This is a genomic window from Puia sp., assembly GCF_036500295.1.
Taxonomy (GTDB): domain Bacteria; phylum Bacteroidota; class Bacteroidia; order Chitinophagales; family Chitinophagaceae; genus Puia.
The window spans coordinates 40,283-57,674 of the sequence record NZ_DASYCH010000105.1 but is presented as its reverse complement, the minus strand read 5'-3'; the positions used below and the strand labels follow the sequence as shown (position 1 = coordinate 57,674).

The 17,392-nt window shown below is 53.4% G+C and carries 13 protein-coding genes and 1 pseudogene; 8 read left to right on the top strand and 6 right to left on the bottom strand.

The annotated features are described in order from the left end of the window. Positions 1 to 603 (top strand): annotated as a pseudogene (locus tag VGM48_RS20435) (hypothetical protein); the annotation flags it as partial. A 105-nt stretch (positions 604 to 708) separates the two neighbouring features. Continuing rightward, positions 709 to 1,479 (top strand): Bax inhibitor-1/YccA family protein, encoded by a 771-nt coding sequence (locus VGM48_RS20430; RefSeq protein WP_331582286.1) that lies wholly within the window; start codon positions 709 to 711, stop codon positions 1,477 to 1,479. 50 nt (positions 1,480 to 1,529) lie between these two features. On the opposite strand, the gene VGM48_RS20425 is transcribed toward VGM48_RS20430, so the two are convergent. From VGM48_RS20425 to VGM48_RS20410, 4 genes are read right to left on the bottom strand one after another with little or no spacing between them, the layout of a single operon-like run. Next, positions 1,530 to 5,111: an efflux RND transporter permease subunit gene (locus tag VGM48_RS20425; protein WP_331582285.1), complete on the bottom strand. Its 3,582-nt coding sequence runs from the start codon at positions 5,109 to 5,111 to the stop codon at positions 1,530 to 1,532. A 44-nt stretch (positions 5,112 to 5,155) separates the two neighbouring features. Continuing rightward, positions 5,156 to 6,334: an efflux RND transporter periplasmic adaptor subunit gene (locus VGM48_RS20420; protein WP_331582284.1), complete on the bottom strand. Its 1,179-nt coding sequence runs from the start codon at positions 6,332 to 6,334 to the stop codon at positions 5,156 to 5,158. Positions 6,335 to 6,370: 36 nt separating this feature from the next. Next, positions 6,371 to 7,702, bottom strand: a complete 1,332-nt coding sequence (locus VGM48_RS20415; protein ID WP_331582283.1) for a TolC family protein — start codon at positions 7,700 to 7,702, stop codon at positions 6,371 to 6,373. Then, on the bottom strand, positions 7,686 to 8,321 hold the full coding sequence (locus tag VGM48_RS20410) for a TetR/AcrR family transcriptional regulator (protein WP_331582282.1): 636 nt from the start codon (positions 8,319 to 8,321) through the stop codon (positions 7,686 to 7,688). Before VGM48_RS20410 ends, VGM48_RS20415 begins: the two co-directional genes overlap by 17 nt. Before the next feature lie 150 nt (positions 8,322 to 8,471). On the opposite strand from VGM48_RS20410, the gene VGM48_RS20405 reads away from it, so the two are divergent. From VGM48_RS20405 to VGM48_RS20385, 5 genes are read left to right on the top strand one after another with little or no spacing between them, the layout of a single operon-like run. Beyond that, positions 8,472 to 9,098 (top strand): DUF502 domain-containing protein, encoded by a 627-nt coding sequence (locus VGM48_RS20405; RefSeq protein WP_331582281.1) that lies wholly within the window; start codon positions 8,472 to 8,474, stop codon positions 9,096 to 9,098. A gap of 34 nt (positions 9,099 to 9,132) precedes the next feature. Further along, a complete protein-coding gene (gene serC / locus VGM48_RS20400; RefSeq protein ID WP_331582280.1) occupies positions 9,133 to 10,200 on the top strand; it encodes a 3-phosphoserine/phosphohydroxythreonine transaminase in 1,068 nt (355 codons plus the stop codon). A gap of 8 nt (positions 10,201 to 10,208) precedes the next feature. Beyond that, positions 10,209 to 11,435: a DUF1015 domain-containing protein gene (locus VGM48_RS20395; protein ID WP_331582279.1), complete on the top strand. Its 1,227-nt coding sequence runs from the start codon at positions 10,209 to 10,211 to the stop codon at positions 11,433 to 11,435. Between the two features lie 17 nt (positions 11,436 to 11,452). Beyond that, positions 11,453 to 12,472: a tetratricopeptide repeat protein gene (locus tag VGM48_RS20390; RefSeq protein WP_331582278.1), complete on the top strand. Its 1,020-nt coding sequence runs from the start codon at positions 11,453 to 11,455 to the stop codon at positions 12,470 to 12,472. 35 nt (positions 12,473 to 12,507) lie between these two features. Then, positions 12,508 to 14,289: a long-chain fatty acid--CoA ligase gene (locus tag VGM48_RS20385; RefSeq protein WP_331582277.1), complete on the top strand. Its 1,782-nt coding sequence runs from the start codon at positions 12,508 to 12,510 to the stop codon at positions 14,287 to 14,289. A gap of 4 nt (positions 14,290 to 14,293) precedes the next feature. Here VGM48_RS20385 and VGM48_RS20380 read toward each other — a convergent pair whose 3' ends face one another. Both VGM48_RS20380 and VGM48_RS20375 read right to left on the bottom strand, forming a co-directional pair. Next, complete coding sequence (locus VGM48_RS20380; RefSeq protein ID WP_331582276.1) at positions 14,294 to 14,737, bottom strand: DoxX family membrane protein; 444 nt, start codon at positions 14,735 to 14,737, stop codon at positions 14,294 to 14,296. Between the two features lie 61 nt (positions 14,738 to 14,798). Further along, on the bottom strand, positions 14,799 to 16,235 hold the full coding sequence (locus VGM48_RS20375; RefSeq protein ID WP_331582275.1) for a PLP-dependent aminotransferase family protein: 1,437 nt from the start codon (positions 16,233 to 16,235) through the stop codon (positions 14,799 to 14,801). Positions 16,236 to 16,330: 95 nt separating this feature from the next. Here VGM48_RS20375 and VGM48_RS20370 point away from each other — a divergent pair, with 95 nt between their 5' ends. Then, positions 16,331 to 17,359 carry a branched-chain amino acid aminotransferase gene (locus VGM48_RS20370; RefSeq protein ID WP_331582274.1) on the top strand — a complete coding sequence of 343 codons (1,029 nt, stop codon included), beginning with the start codon at positions 16,331 to 16,333 and terminating at the stop codon, positions 17,357 to 17,359. The last annotated feature ends 33 nt before the right edge of the window (positions 17,360 to 17,392 follow it).

Genomic DNA, 17,392 nt, shown 5'->3' with positions numbered 1-17,392 from the left:
CAGGTGGCGAAGGGAACGGCCAGCCTGATCAAGAAAGACATTTTTAAGAATCTGATGTGGTATGTCCTGCCGGACAGCAACAAACAGTATCCGCTGACGATCGAGCGCGTGCAGAAGATCAGACAGTTGAATCTCCAGAATCAGATCCCGGACAACCTGGATCCGGTTGAAGTGAGCACGGGTAAGCCGAAAGAGACGGAGAGTCCGTATGTCGACCTCGTGGGGCAGATCAGTCTGAAGACGCTGGAAAAGGCCGACCGCAAGAAAAGACATGGCCAACACAAGCATCAATCCCAACATAATTCCGGCCGGGGCGGCGGCGACAATTCTGGTCGCGGCGGCGATAATGCCGGACGCGGTGACAATGCCGGACGCGGCGATAACAGCGGACGCGGCGATAACAGCGGTCGCGGTGGTGACAATTCCGGTCGCGGCGGCGGCCCGGAGAATGCCGGCGGCAGACGTTCTGACAACGCCAACAACCGTGGCGGCAGAGACGGCAGAGGCGGCAATCCGCAAAGGGGCAATCCCGGAAATGCCGGCAATCGCGAGCCCAAAAAGGCCAGTCCTCCTCCTCCACCCGATAATAGCAAAAAGGGTTAATTTTTCGGGGAATGTTAAAGTTGCACTGACAGTTTAGCAGACTGTGGGTTTCCTTGCTATTTTTGTATACAATTTGTACATTACTAATATCTAAACACAAATATTATGGCACTTTTTAAATCCGGTAATCCTACCCTCTCGGAAAAGATCTTTAACCGAAGTCTTAACCCCGCCGACACTGAGGTGATGACGGTAAGAGGCTCTATACAGAAATTTGGATTCTTGTTGTTGATGGTGGCTGCGGGTGCAGCTTACACCTGGAAATTATATGCTGAATTCAAGTTTCCCACCATGAACACGTTGATGTGGGTTGGCCTCATCGGCGGGTTGATAACGGCCTTGATCATCTCTTTCAAGCCTACGACCGCCAAATGGCTATCTCCTGCTTATGGCCTGTTGGAAGGTTTGGCGCTCGGGGCTTTCTCGGCCGTCATCAATGATGCGTTCAAGAAAAATTATCCGGGCATTGTGCTTCAGGCGGTGATGTTGACCTTTGCCGTGGCCTTTGCCGTCTTCCTGCTTTATAATTTCAGGATCATCAAGCCGACGCAGAAATTTAAAGCGGTGATCATCGGGTCGATGGCGGGCATCGGCGTGTTTTATCTGGTATGGATCGTCCTGGGGTTTTTCGGCGTGAACCTTAGCTTTATGGCCTGGGGTAATTCGAGCCCGCTGGGTATCGGTATCAATCTTTTTGTCGTCGCTATCGCGGCGCTTAGCCTTGTCCTGGATTTCGAGCGGATCGAAGTCGGTGCCCAAATGGGTGCACCTAAATATATGGAATGGTATGGCGCATTTGGCCTGCTGGTGACGATGGTCTGGTTATATATCGAGGTTCTGAAATTGCTGACCCGTTTTGCCAACAATAGAAATTAAAAAGCTCTCTCCATAAAAAAAGGCCCGTCTTCCGACGGGCCTTTTGTATTTTAAAACCAGCTTCTGATCCAGGTCTCATCGGCCCCGCGCCGGCCTTGCAGGCGACGGCGGCGGCGAGCCACCTCGTAGCGATGCCGGAAGAGGGTGATGAACAGGAGCAGGAGGAAGAGGATGGTAAAAGGCGGTATCCCCAGGAAGGATATCCATTTCCCGCCCCAGTGACGGCGCATCGGCCGCCTCAGCCTTTCCGCCAGCAGGTACATACTGGGAACCATGAACAGGGTCATGAAGAACGCGAAGGCCAACCCGAAGATGATGGTCCAGGACAGGGGCTTCCAGAAGACGGCGTTATCGCCGCCAAAGTAGATATGCGGGTTCAGGTCGGAGAACAGGGTAACGAAATTGATGTTGAAGCCGATGGCCAGCGGTACGAGTGCCAGGATCGCGGCCAGGGCCGTAAGCAGCACAGGGATGATACGGGTTTTCCCGGCCTCGATTGCCGCCTCTCTTGTCTTCATCCCACGACCACGGAGTTCATCGGTAAACTCGATCACGAGAATCCCGTTCTTTACGACGATACCCGCGAGGCCGACGATCCCGAGACCGGTCATGATAACGGACACTTCCATCTTTGTGATTGCGAAGCCGAGGATCACGCCGATGACGCTGAACAGGATCTCGTTCAGGATGATCACCGACTTGCTGACCGAATTGAACTGCAGCACGAGGATGGCGAGGATGGTTGCCAGCGCGATGACCAGGGCTTTTCCAAGGAAAGCGCCCGTTTCCGCTTGTTGTGCCCCCTCCCCTGTCTGGGTGATCGTGACCCCATCCGGTTTCTTTTTAAACTCGGCGATGGATTTCGCGAGCTGCTGGTTCACGGCGGTGGGGGTATAGCCGTTGAGCACATTCGACTTCAGGGTGATCACCCGCTTCTGGTTCTTGCGTTTTACGCTGCCCAGGGTGCTGGTATAATCGATATGGACCAGCGAGCTGATCGGCACGTTCTTGATGGCGCCGCCGCCGGCCATATCCCGGAAGGTTACGTTCATATTCAGGAGATCGACCAGGTTCTTGCGCTGAACGGCCAGGTTGCGGATCTGAATCTTATATTCTTCTTTTCCTTCTTTGATCTTCGACGCCTCCAGTCCGAACAATGCTGTCCGCAACTGCTGGCCGATCTGCGCAGAACTTACGCCTTCGGTCATAGCCCGTCGGCGGTCAACTGTCAAGGTTATTTCGGGATTGGTAAGGTCCACATCCATTTTCAACTCTTCGACGCCGGGAGTCTGAATGGAGTCGAGGTAATTTTTAAGGTTTACGGCTGTTTTTGTCAGGTCATCGAAATCGTCGCTGGATACTTCGATGTTGACAGGGGGATCGGTAGGCGGCCCACCCTGTTCCTGGTCGACCGTGATCTCCGCGCCGGGGATGCCTTTTATCACGTGGCGGATCGAGTCGAGGTATCTGGCGGTATTCACTCCATTGCGTTTGGCGAATTCAACGAAGGACACCTGGATACGGCCCAATTCGGGATGGGTGCTCTGGTCGCCGCTCGTCGGGTCGTTTGCCCCGATGGCCACGTTGGCAATGACGCTTTCCACGACCGGGTTTGGCTTACCATTCTCCATATCCAATACCTTGTAGACCTTGTTTTCGAGGGTTTTGGTGACGGAATCGGTGTAGTCCACGGCCGTACCGACGGGGAGTTTCAGATAGACGTAGATCTGGTTGGGATCGCCTTTCGGGAAGAAGACGACCTGTACATTCCTGGCGCCGAACAGAACAAACGAGAAGATCAGCAGCAGGAAGGTGCCGAACAGCAGCCAGGCCGGTCGCCAGCCTTTGAGCGCCCAGCGGAGACTTCGCTCGTAATGCCCCATGATCCAGGGAAGTACCCTGTTCTGGAAGCCGTGGATCATGGCATCGAAGACGAATTTATTCAGGATGGCGAGGAGTACGAGGAAGAGCAGCAGGTTCCCCAGGAAGGTGACATGCGCCAGATCGAAAAAGATCCCGAAGGCAACCGCGATCCAGAAACCGGGTTTTCTGAACATCGCCGCCTTTGAACGCGTAGTGCCGTCATCGGGGTGGTTCATGAAATCGACGGCGAAGACCGGGTTCATAATAAAGGCGACGACGAGGGAGGCGGCCAGGGTAAAGATGAGCATGGCCGGTAGATAGACCATGAATTTCCCGATGATCCCCGGCCAGAACAGCAGGGGGAAGAAGGGGGCCAGGGTCGTCAGGGTTCCGGCGAACACCGGGATAAACACTTCACCGGCGGCCATCATTGCCGAAGTGGAAGGATTGATCCGGCCTTTCCCCATGGTAAATATGCGGTGGGTGTTCTCTATGACCACGATGGCGTCGTCCACGATGATGCCCAGGCCGAAGAGCAGTGCGAAGAGAACGATGAAGTTGAGGGTGACCGCCGTGCCGATAATGACATTCGCTGCCGGGAGGAAGACGAAGGCCAGGAACATACTCAGCGGGACGGAAAGCGCCACGAAGAACGCGTTGACCACCCCCATGAAGAACATGAGGATGATGAGCACCAGGATAAAGCCGATGATGATGGAGTTGACCAGATCGTTGAAGGAGGTTCGGGTCAGATTGCTCTGGTCGCCGGTGACCACCACCTTCAGGTCTCTCGGGAGACTGGTCTTCATCTCTTCGACCGTCTTCTTTACATCATCGGAGGTCTTGATCAGGTTTTCACCGCTGCGTTTGATGATGTTCAGCGTTACGACGTTCTTGCCGCCGAGCCGGGCATAGCTTTCCCGGTCCTTTATCGTATCCTTTATCGTAGCAATGTCCTTAAGGTAGACGGCGGAGCCGTTGTCCGGGCTGCGAACGATGATCTGTTCGATATCCTGAGCCGTATGGAACTGCCCTTTCAGCTGCAGATTTCGTTTCATGTTGCCGACATCCAGCTGACCGCCGGAGATGTCGAGATTTTCGCCTTTTACCGCATTGTTGATATCGTCGAAGCTGAGGTTGTGCGAGCGGAGCTTGTAGTTATCGACATTGATCTGAAACTCGCGTTCGGGAGCGCCGACAATATCGACGCGATTAAGCTCGGGCAGGTCTTCCAGTCTGTCCTTCATATCGTCGGCGAATTTCTTCAGCCGCTGCTGATCGTAATCCCCGCTGATATTGACGTACATGATCGGCTGATCCGAAAAGCTCACTTCAAGGGCGGTTGGCTCCTGGGTCAGGTCGGTGGGCAGGTCTTGCTTCGACTTGTCGATAGCGTCCTTTACTTTTTGCAGGGCGATATCGGTTTGTACATCGGTTTCGAATTCCACTACGATGGCCGAATAATCCTGCTGCGAAGTGCTGGTGAACTTATTGATCTTGGCGCCCGTAATGCCTTTTATCTGCTTCTCGATGGGCCGGGTGACCAGGTTCTCCATGTCTTTGGGGCTGGTACCGGTATAAATGGTGGAGACGTAGATGGTTGGGATAACGATATCCGGGAACTGTTCTTTTGGCAGGGTGACGAACTGGAACACCCCCCAGGCGCTCACGACGAGCATAAACAGATAGATGGACGTCTTATTCTTTATACTCCAGGTAGTGGGCCTGAAGTGTTTGAACTTTCCTGTAAAATTTTCTAAAGCGCTCATAAGTGTTTTTTCAAATGATGAGAAATCGACTACCTGCGCGGACCCTATTGGGTCGTGATCAGCTGGCCTTCATAGAGACCCTGGAAGCCATCCGTTACAAGCTGGTCCCCTTGCTCGAGGCCGCTGGTGACTTCCACCTGGTCGGCATAGGACTGGCCGATGGTGATGGCTTTCTTATGTGCAATGGTCCTGCCTTTTTCCGTTGAAGCCACCATCACGTATTTCCCTTTTTCGTCTGTTTGAAGCGTGTTGATAGGAATGGTCAGGACGTTTTTCGCGGTATAGTCCTGCAGCTTGACGACGGCGACCTGATTGGCGCGGATGTCCCGGTCCGCGGGGAGGTGGATCTCCACCTGGAAGGCGCGGTTGCCGGTGTTGATCACTTTGCCGACAACCCGGACGGTGCCGGTGACTACTTTATTATTGAGGCCCGGGAAGGCAATTTTAACAGGGGTGCCGACATGGATCCGTTCCTGGTAGAGTTCGGGTATATTGACCGTGGCCTTCATATTGTCCGTGTTCATTATCTGCAGCGACGACGGACTATTTGCCGTGGACTGCGCCTGCACCGCCGAAGAGAAGAACTCGCCGACCTTAAGACTGAGATAGTTCACGGTGCCGGGGATATCGGCATAGACATTTGTCCAATTCAGTTGTTCCTCATTTATCTTTACCTGGGTTTCGGCCTGGTCTACCTGGTTTTTCGCGTTGATGAGCTCTACCTCCGTACCGATCTTTTGATCCCAGAGATTCTTTCTGCGGTTGTAGATATCCTTTGCATAAGCCAACTGGGTTTGGGCATTGGTCAGTTGTTGGCGCTGGATAGCGTCATCGAGGCGAACGAGCAATTGTCCTTTATTGACGTGATCGCCTTGTTTGACCAATACCTCGCGCACTACACCGCCGCTGCCGTTGGGCGAAACATTGGAATAGTTCTCCGCTTCGACATTCCCCTGAAGATCGATATAATGGGTGAAGGATGTCGGAACGATGCCCGTCAATGCCACCAGCTTTGCCTTTTCCCTGGGCCCGGCCGTCGAGTCGGTTTTTGCGATCACGTCCTCGAGGGTGGTTATTTGTTTTGCCAGTTTTTCCTGTTGGTCTTTCAGAGCGGCGAGCTGTTTCTTTTTCCCGTCAAGCGAATCATCCGACTGAACGGAGCCGCTGCCGCAGGCGGCCAGCAACAGGGAAGAAGCGAATACAACAGTCAGTAGCTTATGCATATCGATCAATTTTTTATTTTTCTTACAATAGGTTAGTTACAGTTTTCCGATGGCGTTGAGATAATCCACCCTGGCGGCTATCGCGTTGTACAGGGCGTTGAAATAGTTGGCCTGGGCCGTGCGTTGATCGTTCAGCGCCGTGGTAACCTCGAGGTTAGAGCCAAGACCCTGTTCATATTTTTTCCGCGTCTGGGTATACACCCGTTGGGACAGGTCCATGTTCTTTTTTTGATAATCGAGGGTTGCCAGGGCCGCCGTGAAACGGATCTGGGACTCTTTGACATCGTTGTCGATCCGGTTCTTCAGCGAGTCGATGCTATTCGAGGTCTGTTGCAGCCTGAGCTTTGCCTGTTTTATATTGGCGTCCTTGTAAAAACCATCGAAGATGGGCACATTGATAGCCAGGCCGACGTAGGTGGTGGGGAACCAGGACATTTTCTGACCCCAATTGAAGTCGCTGGTGTATTGGTTCTGGGAGTAGTTAACGTTTAGCTTAACCGTCGGGATATATTCTTTTTTGTATCGTTTGATGTCGAACTCGTTCAGCTGCCGGTTGATCTGGAGCAGCTGATAGTCGCGGCGGTCGGTATATTTATAGTCGTCGTTTAGCGCAGCATCCCGGACCATGTCATAGGTGAGGGTATCACTCAGATGCAGAGAATCTTTTACCGGCATGCCCATCAGGACCTTCAGACCGAGATAACCATTGGAAAGCTGGTACTCCACCTGTATTTTTTCGGATTCAAGATTGGCCAGCTGAACGGTTGCTTTGTCCACATCCAGTTGTTCGGCGAATCCATTCTTGAACATCTCGGTGGAGTTATGCAGCAGTTCCTGCTGACTGGAGATATTGGCGTCCACCTGATCGATCTGCCATTTGCCGACGAGCAGCTGGTAGTAGATCTTGTTGATGTTGGCACGGACCATCTGTTCGGTGATCTCGGTTCTCTTCCGGTAGAAATCCAGTGAAGCCTGGCGGGCCTGCAACCCTACGAACACCTGACCATCGAAGAGGATCTGCGTAAGGGTGACACCGGCCGTGGTGTTGTACTGGGTACCGAATTTCAGCGGGGTGAAGGTGCCGGGCTGGCCGCCGGTAAACTCCGAGGGGATCAGGGTAGTAGGGATCTGGATATAGTCTGTCCAGCCGAGGTTACCGCTTACCTGTGGCAGCGCCTGAGACGTGGTGGCGCGATTGCTTTGCACCTGGAGCTGGTAGTCCAGCAGTGAGTTCTTTACCAGCACACTGTTCTTCGATGCATAGTCGATCGACTGTGCAAGTGAAAGATCATGTACTTGCTGGGCACGGAGGTTAAAAACCACCAGCAGTAAGGGAATCCCCAAAAGACGGCTAAGCGTGTTGTTCATGAGATAGTTTTTTGGTGCGTTCTTCGGTGTATTTTTCGATCAGCTTTCTGCCTTTATCGGTCACGATGCCATACAGGAAAAGCATGGCGAGTTCAAAATTGACTTCGGACATCTTATAGCGGCTATGGGGGAACAGGTCGATGTTGAAGACGAGGAAGGCGGATTCTATCCGATTTTTCGCCACTATATCCCGGTTGATATCCGGCCGGTAGACCCCATCTTCGATGCCTTTCCGGAGATTTTCCAGGATGGCCTCATGCAGGAACTGGTATTTATACTCCCTGATCTTCTGAAAGGCCCGGGGATGGTATTTCTCCAGGTCATAGAGCATCATCGGGTTGGTATAGCGCAGCATTTCTTCCAGGTCCTCCACCGCCAGAAAGATCTCGTGTACGCTGTCGTTGGAGCTATAGCGGTATTGGAGACACTCTGCCTCGTTCTTTTGGATCTCCTGCCCGATTACCGCGTATACCATATCATCCTTATCTGTAAAGAATTGATAAATAGTCTTTTTCGAAATTCCAAGTTGGGCAGCGATCTCATCCATGGTGATGGACCGGATGCCGTACCGCATAAACAGCTCAGCGGCTTTTCCTAATATTCTCTCTTTTACATCCACGGCGGCAAAACTAGAGAAACTTTTATCGTTACCAAAGTTTCCTATGACGAATTGTGTATTATTTACCGGTGAATGGCGGATTTTGTCGGTGAACGGCAAATGGGCGGGATCGGGGCAGAATGCCTAATTTTGACCCCTAAATAGCTATACATGCCCTCACGCCAAATTCCCCGCAACCTTTTTCGGCTTTTTCTCCAGGGGCTGCTTATCCTCGCACCGATATCGATAACCATCTGGATCCTGGTGACGGCGTTCTACTGGATCGACGGCATCCTTCCCAACCTTGTATACTCGATCTTCCCCAAATTGATCGGGACGGATGCCTTCGGGCTGCCGCGGCGGCTTCCCGGGTTGGGTTTTGTCGTATTCATTGGCATTGCGTTGATTGTCGGTTATATTTCGCCGTCGTGGATCGTGAGCCGGGTGGTTGAGTTTGCCGAATCGCTGCTGGAGCGGACGCCGGGTATCAAGCTTATCTATTCGACGATCAAGGATTTCTTCGAGGCGTTTGCCGGCAGTAAACGGAAATTCACCAAGTCCGTGCTGGTGAGTATCGCCGCGCCCGATGTATGGCAGGTAGGTTTTATCACGCAGGAAGATCTTCAGCAATTCGATCTACAGGAATATGTCGCTGTATATCTGCCGCAGTCCTATGCATTTGCGGGTCATCTTTATTTTGTAAAAAGAGACCGGGTGCGGATCCTGACGGACATCAGCTCGGCCGACGCGATGAAGTTTGCGATCTCGGGTGGCGTCGCAGAAGTTGACGAGCAATAGCTTATCTTTGACCTTCATTAAAAATTTTCGCGTCGTGGTTCATAATTTCAATGCCGGTCCGAGTATCTTACCAAAGGAAGTCTTTGAACAGGCCAGCCGGGCCATAGTGGACTACAATGGTACGGGACTGTCGATTCTCGAGATCGGGCACCGGACCGCTTTATTCCAGGAAGTGGTCGATGAAGCAATGGCAACAGCCCGTGAGCTGATGAAGCTGGACAGTGATCATGAACTTCTTTTTCTTCATGGAGGCGCCTCCACGCAATTCTTCCAGGTTCCCATGAACCTGCTGAACGAACAGGACACGGCCGCCTACCTCGACGGTGGCGTCTGGGGCAAGAAGGCGATCAAGGAAGCAAAGCTTTTCGGAAAGGTGGAAGTTGTCGCCAGTTCGAAAGACCGGAACTACAGTTATCTCCCGAAAGGATACCGGATACCGGAGAATGCCAGTTATTTCCACTACACGACAAATAATACGATCGAGGGCACGCAGATGCATTCCATCCCCGAGACGGCTGTTCCGCTTATTGCCGATATGAGCAGCGATATTCTCAGCCGGGTGATGGATTTCAACCGGTTTGCGCTTATTTATGCGGGCGCCCAAAAGAACATCGGCGCCGCGGGTGTCAATATGGTCGTTGTCCGGAAGGACATACTGGGCCATGTCAGCAGGCCGCTGCCATCGATGATGGACTATCGCGAGCATATCGCGGCCGGCTCTCTGCTGAATACGCCCCCGGTATTCGCGATCTATGTATGTATGCTAACCCTTCGCTGGCTGAAGCAGCTGGGGGGTGTTTCGGCAATCGAGGCGATCAACGACCGGAAAGCCGCGTTGTTATATGATACCCTGGACCGGCTCCCTGTTTTCCGGCCTACCGTGGCAAAAGAGGATCGAAGCAAGATGAATGTGGTCTTTGTAATGGATGACGAAACGCTCGAGAAGGAATTTCTGGCGGAATGCAAGGCCAACGGAATGGTTGGGGTAAAAGGGCACCGCAATGTCGGCGGCTTCCGGGTATCCCTGTATAACGCGATGCCTCTCAGCAGCGTGCGGACGCTGACGGAACTGATGAATGAATTCGCACTAAAAAAAGCCTAACTAATACTATGTCTACGATTGTTCCTTTTCAGGCTCTACGGCCTGATCCGCAGTTCGCCGGCCAGGTTGCGTCGAAGCCCTATGATGTGCTCAGCAGTCATGAGGCCCGGGAAGAGGCTGCGGACAATCCTTATTCTTTTCTGCATATTACCAAGTCGGAGATCGACCTGCCGCTGAACATCGACACCCATTCACAGGAAGTATACGATAAGGCAAAAGAGAATCTGCAATCTTTTATCGAAAAAGGCATTCTCCTCGAGGAGAACACGCCCTGTTATTATATCTATCAGCTGGTGATGAACGGGCGCAGCCAGACCGGTCTTGTGTGCGGCAGCAGTGTCGACGACTATGAGAAGAACATCGTCAAAAAACATGAGCTGACCCGGCCCGACAAAGAGGCCGACAGGATCCATCATATGCAGACCATCCGGGCGCAGACGGGGAATGTTTTTCTTGCCTATAACAGCGTCAGCGCCATCGACGATGTCATCGAAAGCTGGAAGCGGGATCAGTTGCCCGTCTATGCTTTTAAGGCCGATGACGGCATCGGTCATACGATATGGATCGTCAATGACGAGGGAACCGTCAAGACGATAACCGCGTTATTCGCCAATGAGGTGCCCTTCACCTATATCGCAGACGGTCATCACCGGGCTGCGTCGGCCGCCAAGGTGCGCAAGGCGTTGGGAGCGGGGGCTTCCGCCGCAGCGGATTATTTCCTGACGACGCTGTTCCCTTCCGATCAACTGCAGATCATGGATTACAACCGGCTTGTTCATGATCTCAACGGGCATAGCGTCGAGGATCTTATCGATCTGCTGCAAAAAGATTTCTTTGTCGGGAAGGTGGATAAGGCCGTTCAGCCGCAGCAGCTGCATGAGTTTGGCTTATATATAGACGGCGGCTGGTACAAGCTGGTTGCAAAGGACGGCAGCTTCAGCACCGACGAGATCGGCATCCTGGATGTGACCATCCTTCAGAAGAATATCCTCGACAAACTGCTTGGCATCAAAGATCCGCGGACAGACAAGCGGATCGATTTCGTGGGTGGTATCCGCGGCTTGCAGGAGCTGGAGCGGCGGGTCGACAGCGGCGAGATGAAAGCGGCGTTCAGTCTTTATCCCGTCAGCATCCAACAACTGTTCGACATTGCCGACAGCGGCCAGGTAATGCCGCCAAAGAGTACCTGGTTTGAGCCGAAACTGCGGGACGGACTGCTTACACATCTTATTTGATCAACAAAGCAATATGCATGAACAGGATCCTTGTTTTTTTCACGGCACTGACCCTTTCACAATTCTCTGTCCTTGCACAATCCACGGATGATAAATCCCCGCAGACGGTTGCCCGCGGATATACCCAGCAGGGGGATTATACGAATGCCATTGTCGTGTTGAATACGGCACTTCAAAAGGATCCGCAAAACCTCGAGCTGTCAAAAGACCTCGCTTTTAACTATTATCTCAGCAAGGACTATATCAAGGGAGTCAGCCTTGCCCGCGCGCTGGTCGACCGGCCGGACGCGGACGTGCAGAGTTACCAGATTGCCGCGATGCTGTACAAGGCAATCGACCAGGCGAAAGAATGCGAAAAGCTGTATCGGGATGGACTGAAGAAATACCCCCGCAGCGGTCCGCTGCACAGCGAGTATGGGGAGATGCTTTGGGCGCGCCAGGATTATGGCGCCATCAAGGAATGGGAGAAAGGCATCGAAGTGGACCCGAATTACTCCGGTAACTATTATTTTGCAGCCAAGTATTACTATTTTACCTATGATAAGGTGTGGAGCCTGCTTTATGGGGAGATCTTCCTCAACCTGGAAAGCTATACAAAACGCACCGCGGAAATAAAGGAGTTGTTGCTCGAAGGGTATAAGAAACTGTATACCGAGAGCGATATGCATAAGAACCAGGATACGAAGAGTCCCTTTGTCAATGCCTGGCTCAACATCATGGGGCCGTTGAACTTTACCGTCAAGGACGGGATTACGGCAGAGTCGCTTACGGTTCTCAGAACCAAATTCATCCTCAACTGGTTCACCACCTATCCCACCAATTATCCTTACCGGCTGTTCGATTTCGAGCGCCAGTTGTTAAAGGAGGGGATGTTTGACGCGTATAACGAATGGATCTTCGGGGCGGCGGGTAATTTACCGGCTTTCCAGACCTGGACAAATGTTCATAACGAGGAGTACAAGCGCTTTATCGACTTTCAGCGGGGAAGGGTCTTTAAGATGCCGGAAGGACAATATTACCAGGTGGCCGCGAAGTAGGAATTTTTTGCTAATTTGTCGTCAAACAGTTATTTATGACCGAACCCAAGCGATTGTTCGACTGTCTGACGCTGAACCTGGAAAGAGACCCGTTACCGGATATGCTGGCGGGCAAAGTGGGTGGGGTCTATAAGACCCATAGTACGCAGGAAGTCGCTGAAACCGTTGATAAATTATGTACCGGCCTTCTCCGGCTGGGAATTTCCGGCGGAGACCGAACCCCCGAGACCATTGAGAAGGTGGGGATCATCTGTAAGAACCGGCCGGAATGGATCATGCTCGATCTTGCCGTCCAGCGCATCGGCGCTGCATTGGCGCCCGTCTATCCCACTATTTCACCAAACGAACTCGAGTTTATCCTGAACGATGCGCAGGTGAGGTATCTTTTCGTCAATGATAAGGATCTCTATCACACCGTGCAGGCGATCCGGGAAAAGGTGCCCTCCCTCAAAGAGGTCTTCACCTTCGAACCCGTACCGGGAGCCCGTAACTGGCATGAGTTGCTTGTTACCGCGACGGCGGAGGAAGCCGCACAGCAGAAAAAGATCCGGGACGCCATCGATGAGGACGACCTGGCCACCGTCATCTATACTTCGGGGACGACCGGAACGCCAAAGGGGGTGATGCTTTCACACCGGAATATCGTCAGCAATGTCCACTCCTGTATGCCCTGTTTGCCGCAAGGCAAGATCCGGGCCCTGAGTTTTTTACCGCTTAATCATATTTACGAGCGGATGCTGACCTATGTCTATCTTTTTAATAACAGCACCATTTATTATGCGGAGAGCATGGATACCATCGGGGATAACCTGAAGGAGGTGAAGCCGCAGATGTTCGTTACCGTACCCCGGCTGCTGGAGAAGGTCTACGACCGGATCATGCACAAGGGGTCCGAGTTGACGGGGATAAAGAAAAAACTGTTCTTTTGGGCGCATGATCTGGCGGCCCGCTTCGAGATCAACAAGCCGATGGGGCTTGGCTACAACATCCAGCTTTCCCTGGCCAACAAACTTATCTTCAGTAAATGGCGGGAGGCACTGGGGAATAATATCACCTGTATTGCCAGCGGCGGCGCTGCGGCGCAGGTCCGGCTGATCCGCATCTTCACGGCGGCGAAGATCCCGATCCTCGAAGGATACGGGTTAACGGAGACCTCTCCCGTCATCAGTGTGAACCGGATGGAGGTGCATGACCGGCATTTTGGTACGGTGGGTCCGTTGATCCCCGGCATCGAAGCGAAGATCGCCGCAGACGGGGAGATCCTTGTCAAGGGGCCGAACGTGATGATGGGTTATTACAAACGGCCCGATCTCACTGCGGAAGCGATCTCCGATGGCTGGTTCCATACCGGGGATATCGGGGAGTTCGTCGACAACAAATATCTCAAGATCACGGACCGGAAAAAAGAGATGTTCAAGACCAGCGGCGGCAAGTATGTGGCTCCGCTGGCCATTGAAGGCAAGATGAAGGAGTCGCCTTATATCGAGCAGATCATGGTGGTTGGACCGGAGCGAAAGTTTGTCGGTGCGCTGATCGTACCGGCTTTTCCCCGGCTGGAGGAGTGGAGCCGGCAAAACGGTGTCACGGCCACCACCCACGAGCAGATGATCCACGATCCGAAGGTGCTGGCTTTTTACCGGCAGGTCATCGATGGCTATAACGTCCACTTCAGTCATGTCGAGCAGATAAAGCGCTTCGAACTGTTGCCCGCGGAATGGACCGTCGAGTCGGGTGAAATGACGCCCAAGCTGAGTCTCCGGCGCAAGGTGGTGACGGAGAAGTTCAGCAAACTCATCGAGAAGATCTATCTGGAATAAATCTTTATTTCGCTCCGGACCGCTCGTCCGGCTGGAATTTCAATAATTGTACCGGCCCGTTTCCGACGATCAGGAAAAGGATCAGCAACAGGAATACGAGGATTGCGAGGAGCATTTCGGAGAAAGGACGGTAAAGCGAAGTATTTACAAAAAATATGGCACCAAGGAGGACCGGGATCTGCAGCAGGCAGGCAAACCGCGTCAATGCTCCCAGGATCAGCAGGATGCCACCGAGGATGTGAGCAAAGGCGATATAATTGCCCATCAGCATCTCTGTAAACGAACCAAAGGACATTCTGTTGGTGATGAGGCCGAGCATGGTGCCCATGTTCATCAGGAAGTCAATGCCCTTATAACAGAGAAAGACTCCCAACAAAATGCGTACTATATCGAGCCATTGGGGGTGATGAGTGTCACCCCAGTGTTCCACACGTTGTACCAAATTCATATAGCATCGTTTTTGGGTTATAAACAAATAGTTTCCAGCGAAACAAAGAGCTTCCCTTAAGTTACGACATTTTTTTGATCAGCGCTCCCAGCATCCGCAGGGCATCTTCCACTTCGGCGTCCCAGGGGCGGGCATAGCTGAGACGCAGACAGTTGCCAAACTGTCCCTGGGCCGAGAAGAGCTGGCCGGGAGCGACTGAGACGTTGTGTTTCAATGCTTCCTGATAGAGGCGATAAGCATTCAGCTTCCGGTCCAGCTGTATCCAGAGGACAAAACCGCCCTGGGGCCGGGATACCTTCGTATCCGGCGGGAAATGTTGCCAGATACCCTGCAGATAGCGGAGGCACTGCGTGTGCAGCGCCTTACGCAGTTTCTTCAGATGAAATTCGTAGCGACCGATACCCAGGAAATGGGCGATGGCCAGTTGGGTCAGCGTGGTACCTGAAACGGTATGCATCATCTTGATCCTGACCAGTTGTTGGGTGAACCGGCCGGGGATGGTCCAGCCGATGCGATAGCCGGGAGCCAGGGATTTTGACAACGAGCTGCAATAGAGAACCCATCCTTCGGTGTCGAAAGACTTGCAGGTACGGGGCCGGTGGCGGCCGAAATACATCTCTCCATAGATATCGTCCTCGATCAGCGGAATGCGATGACGGGTGAGCAACTGCACCAGGGCCTTCTTTTTCTCATCGGGCATACAGGAGCCCAGCGGGTTGCTGAAGTTGGTGACGAAGACGCAGGCCTTGATCGGGAATTTTTTGATCAGCACTTCCAGCTGTTGCGGATCGATCCCCGTGAGTGGGTCGGCGGCGATTTCCACTGCTTTCAACCCGAGGCTCTCCATCACCTGGAAGATGCCGAAATAAGTGGGGTTCTCGATGGCGACGGTATCGCCCGGCTTTGTCGTCGCTTTCAGACACATGACCAGGGCCTCCATGCAACCGGCCGTCACCACCACATCTTCCGCGGTATATTTCCCGCCCCAGTGAAAGGCCAGGAGGGCCAGTTGCCGGCGAAGTTCGGCATTGCCCTGGCTATGTTCATACTGGATGCCGTGATGTGGGGAGGCCCGCAGCGCGTGCACCAGGGATTTGTTCAGCTTTGCCGCCGGCAGCAGGCTTATCGGCGGGGCGGCCACGGAGAAGTTGACAAAATCTTCCCGGGAAAAGCGTTGGAAAACATTGGCGATCATTTCCTGCACGCTTATCTCGCTGGGCACCGGTTCGGGTTCCGCTATCCGGGGCAAGCCCGGCAACCGGCGAAGGTTGAAGCGGACATAGTAACCGGATTTCGGCCGGGATTCTACGAGTCCCTTGCCTTCGAGATGATAATAGGCCTGGAAGGCGGTGCCCATACTGATGCCATATTCCTCGCTGAGCATGCGGACGGAGGGGAGCTTGTCGCCGATCTTGAGGGTCTCGTCCCCGATCATTTTTTCGAGACCTTCGGCTACCTGGAGGTAGAGGGGGTCTGCGGAAGCGGTTTTCTTTTTCATACTTAAAAGATGAATCTGATCTAGTCAAAATTAAAAATTCTGCATCTGTTTTTTTTCTTTTTTGTTCCGGACCTTTGTCCTATAAATGATAAGCCATGCAAACAAAAGCCGCTCCTGCGCCCGCCCTCGGGGCCCAATACACCGATCATATGTTCGTGTGTGACTATGCCGATGGCCGATGGAAGGACGGTTCGATCGTTCCGTTCGGGCCTTTTTCCCTTATGCCGACTTCTCTTGTCTTCCACTATGGTCAAGCCATCTTTGAAGGGATGAAAGCCTTTCGGACGGAAGACGACCGTGTCCACATCTTTCGCCCGGACAAGCATTACGAACGGCTGACCCGGACGGCAGCCCGGCTTTGTATGCCGGTGATCCCGCGGGAGTTGTTTCACGAGGGAATGCGCCGGCTGATGGAACAGGACCAGGAATGGGTTCCGGGGCAGCCGGGCAGCGCGCTGTATATCCGGCCCTTCCAGATCGCAACCGATACCCGGCTTGCGGTGCGGGTGTCGGACAGTTACAAGTTTGCGATCGTGTGCTCGCCGTCGGGGGCCTATTTCTCCGGACCGGTGCGGGTGAAGGTCGAGCGGGAATATGCGCGCGCGGTGCGCGGGGGAACGGGTTACGCCAAATGCGGCGGCAACTATGGAGGCGCGTTATATCCGACCGAAAAGGCGAAGGCCGAGGGTTATGACCAGGTGCTGTGGACGGATGGGCTGACGCATTCGCAGGTGGAAGAGTCCGGAATGATGAATGTCTTTTTTGTTTTTGGGGATGGACTGGTGACGCCGCCGCTTGGGGATACGGTGCTCGATGGGATCACGCGGGACAGCCTGCTGACGTTGGCGGCCGCCATGGGTATTCGGGTGGAAGAGCGGGCTATCTCGGTGCCGGAGCTGGAGGCGGGACTTGAGAGCGGAGCGGTACGGGAAGCCTTTGGCGCGGGGACGGCTGCCGTTGTTTCGCCGATCGGCGTGATCGGCATCGACGGGCGGGATTATGAATTACCGGTCGTGGGTGGAGACGGCTACAGCATTGCTGACCGGCTCAAGGCCGAACTGGATGATATCCGTTACGGGCGCCGGCCGGATATCCATGGATGGAATCGTTTTGTGCATGCATAACTGGCCCTTCGATCCATTTTGGTTAGCTTTATG

What these genes read in the sequence shown, in the direction of transcription:
- VGM48_RS20430 (WP_331582286.1), top strand. Translation starts at nt 709, where the DNA reads ATGGCACTTTTTAAATCCGGTAATCCTACCCTCTCGGAAAAGATCTTT.
- VGM48_RS20425 (WP_331582285.1), bottom strand. Translation starts at nt 5,111, where the DNA reads ATGAGCGCTTTAGAAAATTTTACAGGAAAGTTCAAACACTTCAGGCCC.
- VGM48_RS20420 (WP_331582284.1), bottom strand. Translation starts at nt 6,334, where the DNA reads ATGCATAAGCTACTGACTGTTGTATTCGCTTCTTCCCTGTTGCTGGCC.
- VGM48_RS20415 (WP_331582283.1), bottom strand. Translation starts at nt 7,702, where the DNA reads ATGAACAACACGCTTAGCCGTCTTTTGGGGATTCCCTTACTGCTGGTG.
- VGM48_RS20405 (WP_331582281.1), top strand. Translation starts at nt 8,472, where the DNA reads ATGCCCTCACGCCAAATTCCCCGCAACCTTTTTCGGCTTTTTCTCCAG.
- VGM48_RS20395 (WP_331582279.1), top strand. Translation starts at nt 10,209, where the DNA reads ATGTCTACGATTGTTCCTTTTCAGGCTCTACGGCCTGATCCGCAGTTC.
- VGM48_RS20390 (WP_331582278.1), top strand. Translation starts at nt 11,453, where the DNA reads ATGAACAGGATCCTTGTTTTTTTCACGGCACTGACCCTTTCACAATTC.
- VGM48_RS20385 (WP_331582277.1), top strand. Translation starts at nt 12,508, where the DNA reads ATGACCGAACCCAAGCGATTGTTCGACTGTCTGACGCTGAACCTGGAA.
- VGM48_RS20380 (WP_331582276.1), bottom strand. Translation starts at nt 14,737, where the DNA reads ATGAATTTGGTACAACGTGTGGAACACTGGGGTGACACTCATCACCCC.
- VGM48_RS20375 (WP_331582275.1), bottom strand. Translation starts at nt 16,235, where the DNA reads ATGAAAAAGAAAACCGCTTCCGCAGACCCCCTCTACCTCCAGGTAGCC.
- VGM48_RS20370 (WP_331582274.1), top strand. Translation starts at nt 16,331, where the DNA reads ATGCAAACAAAAGCCGCTCCTGCGCCCGCCCTCGGGGCCCAATACACC.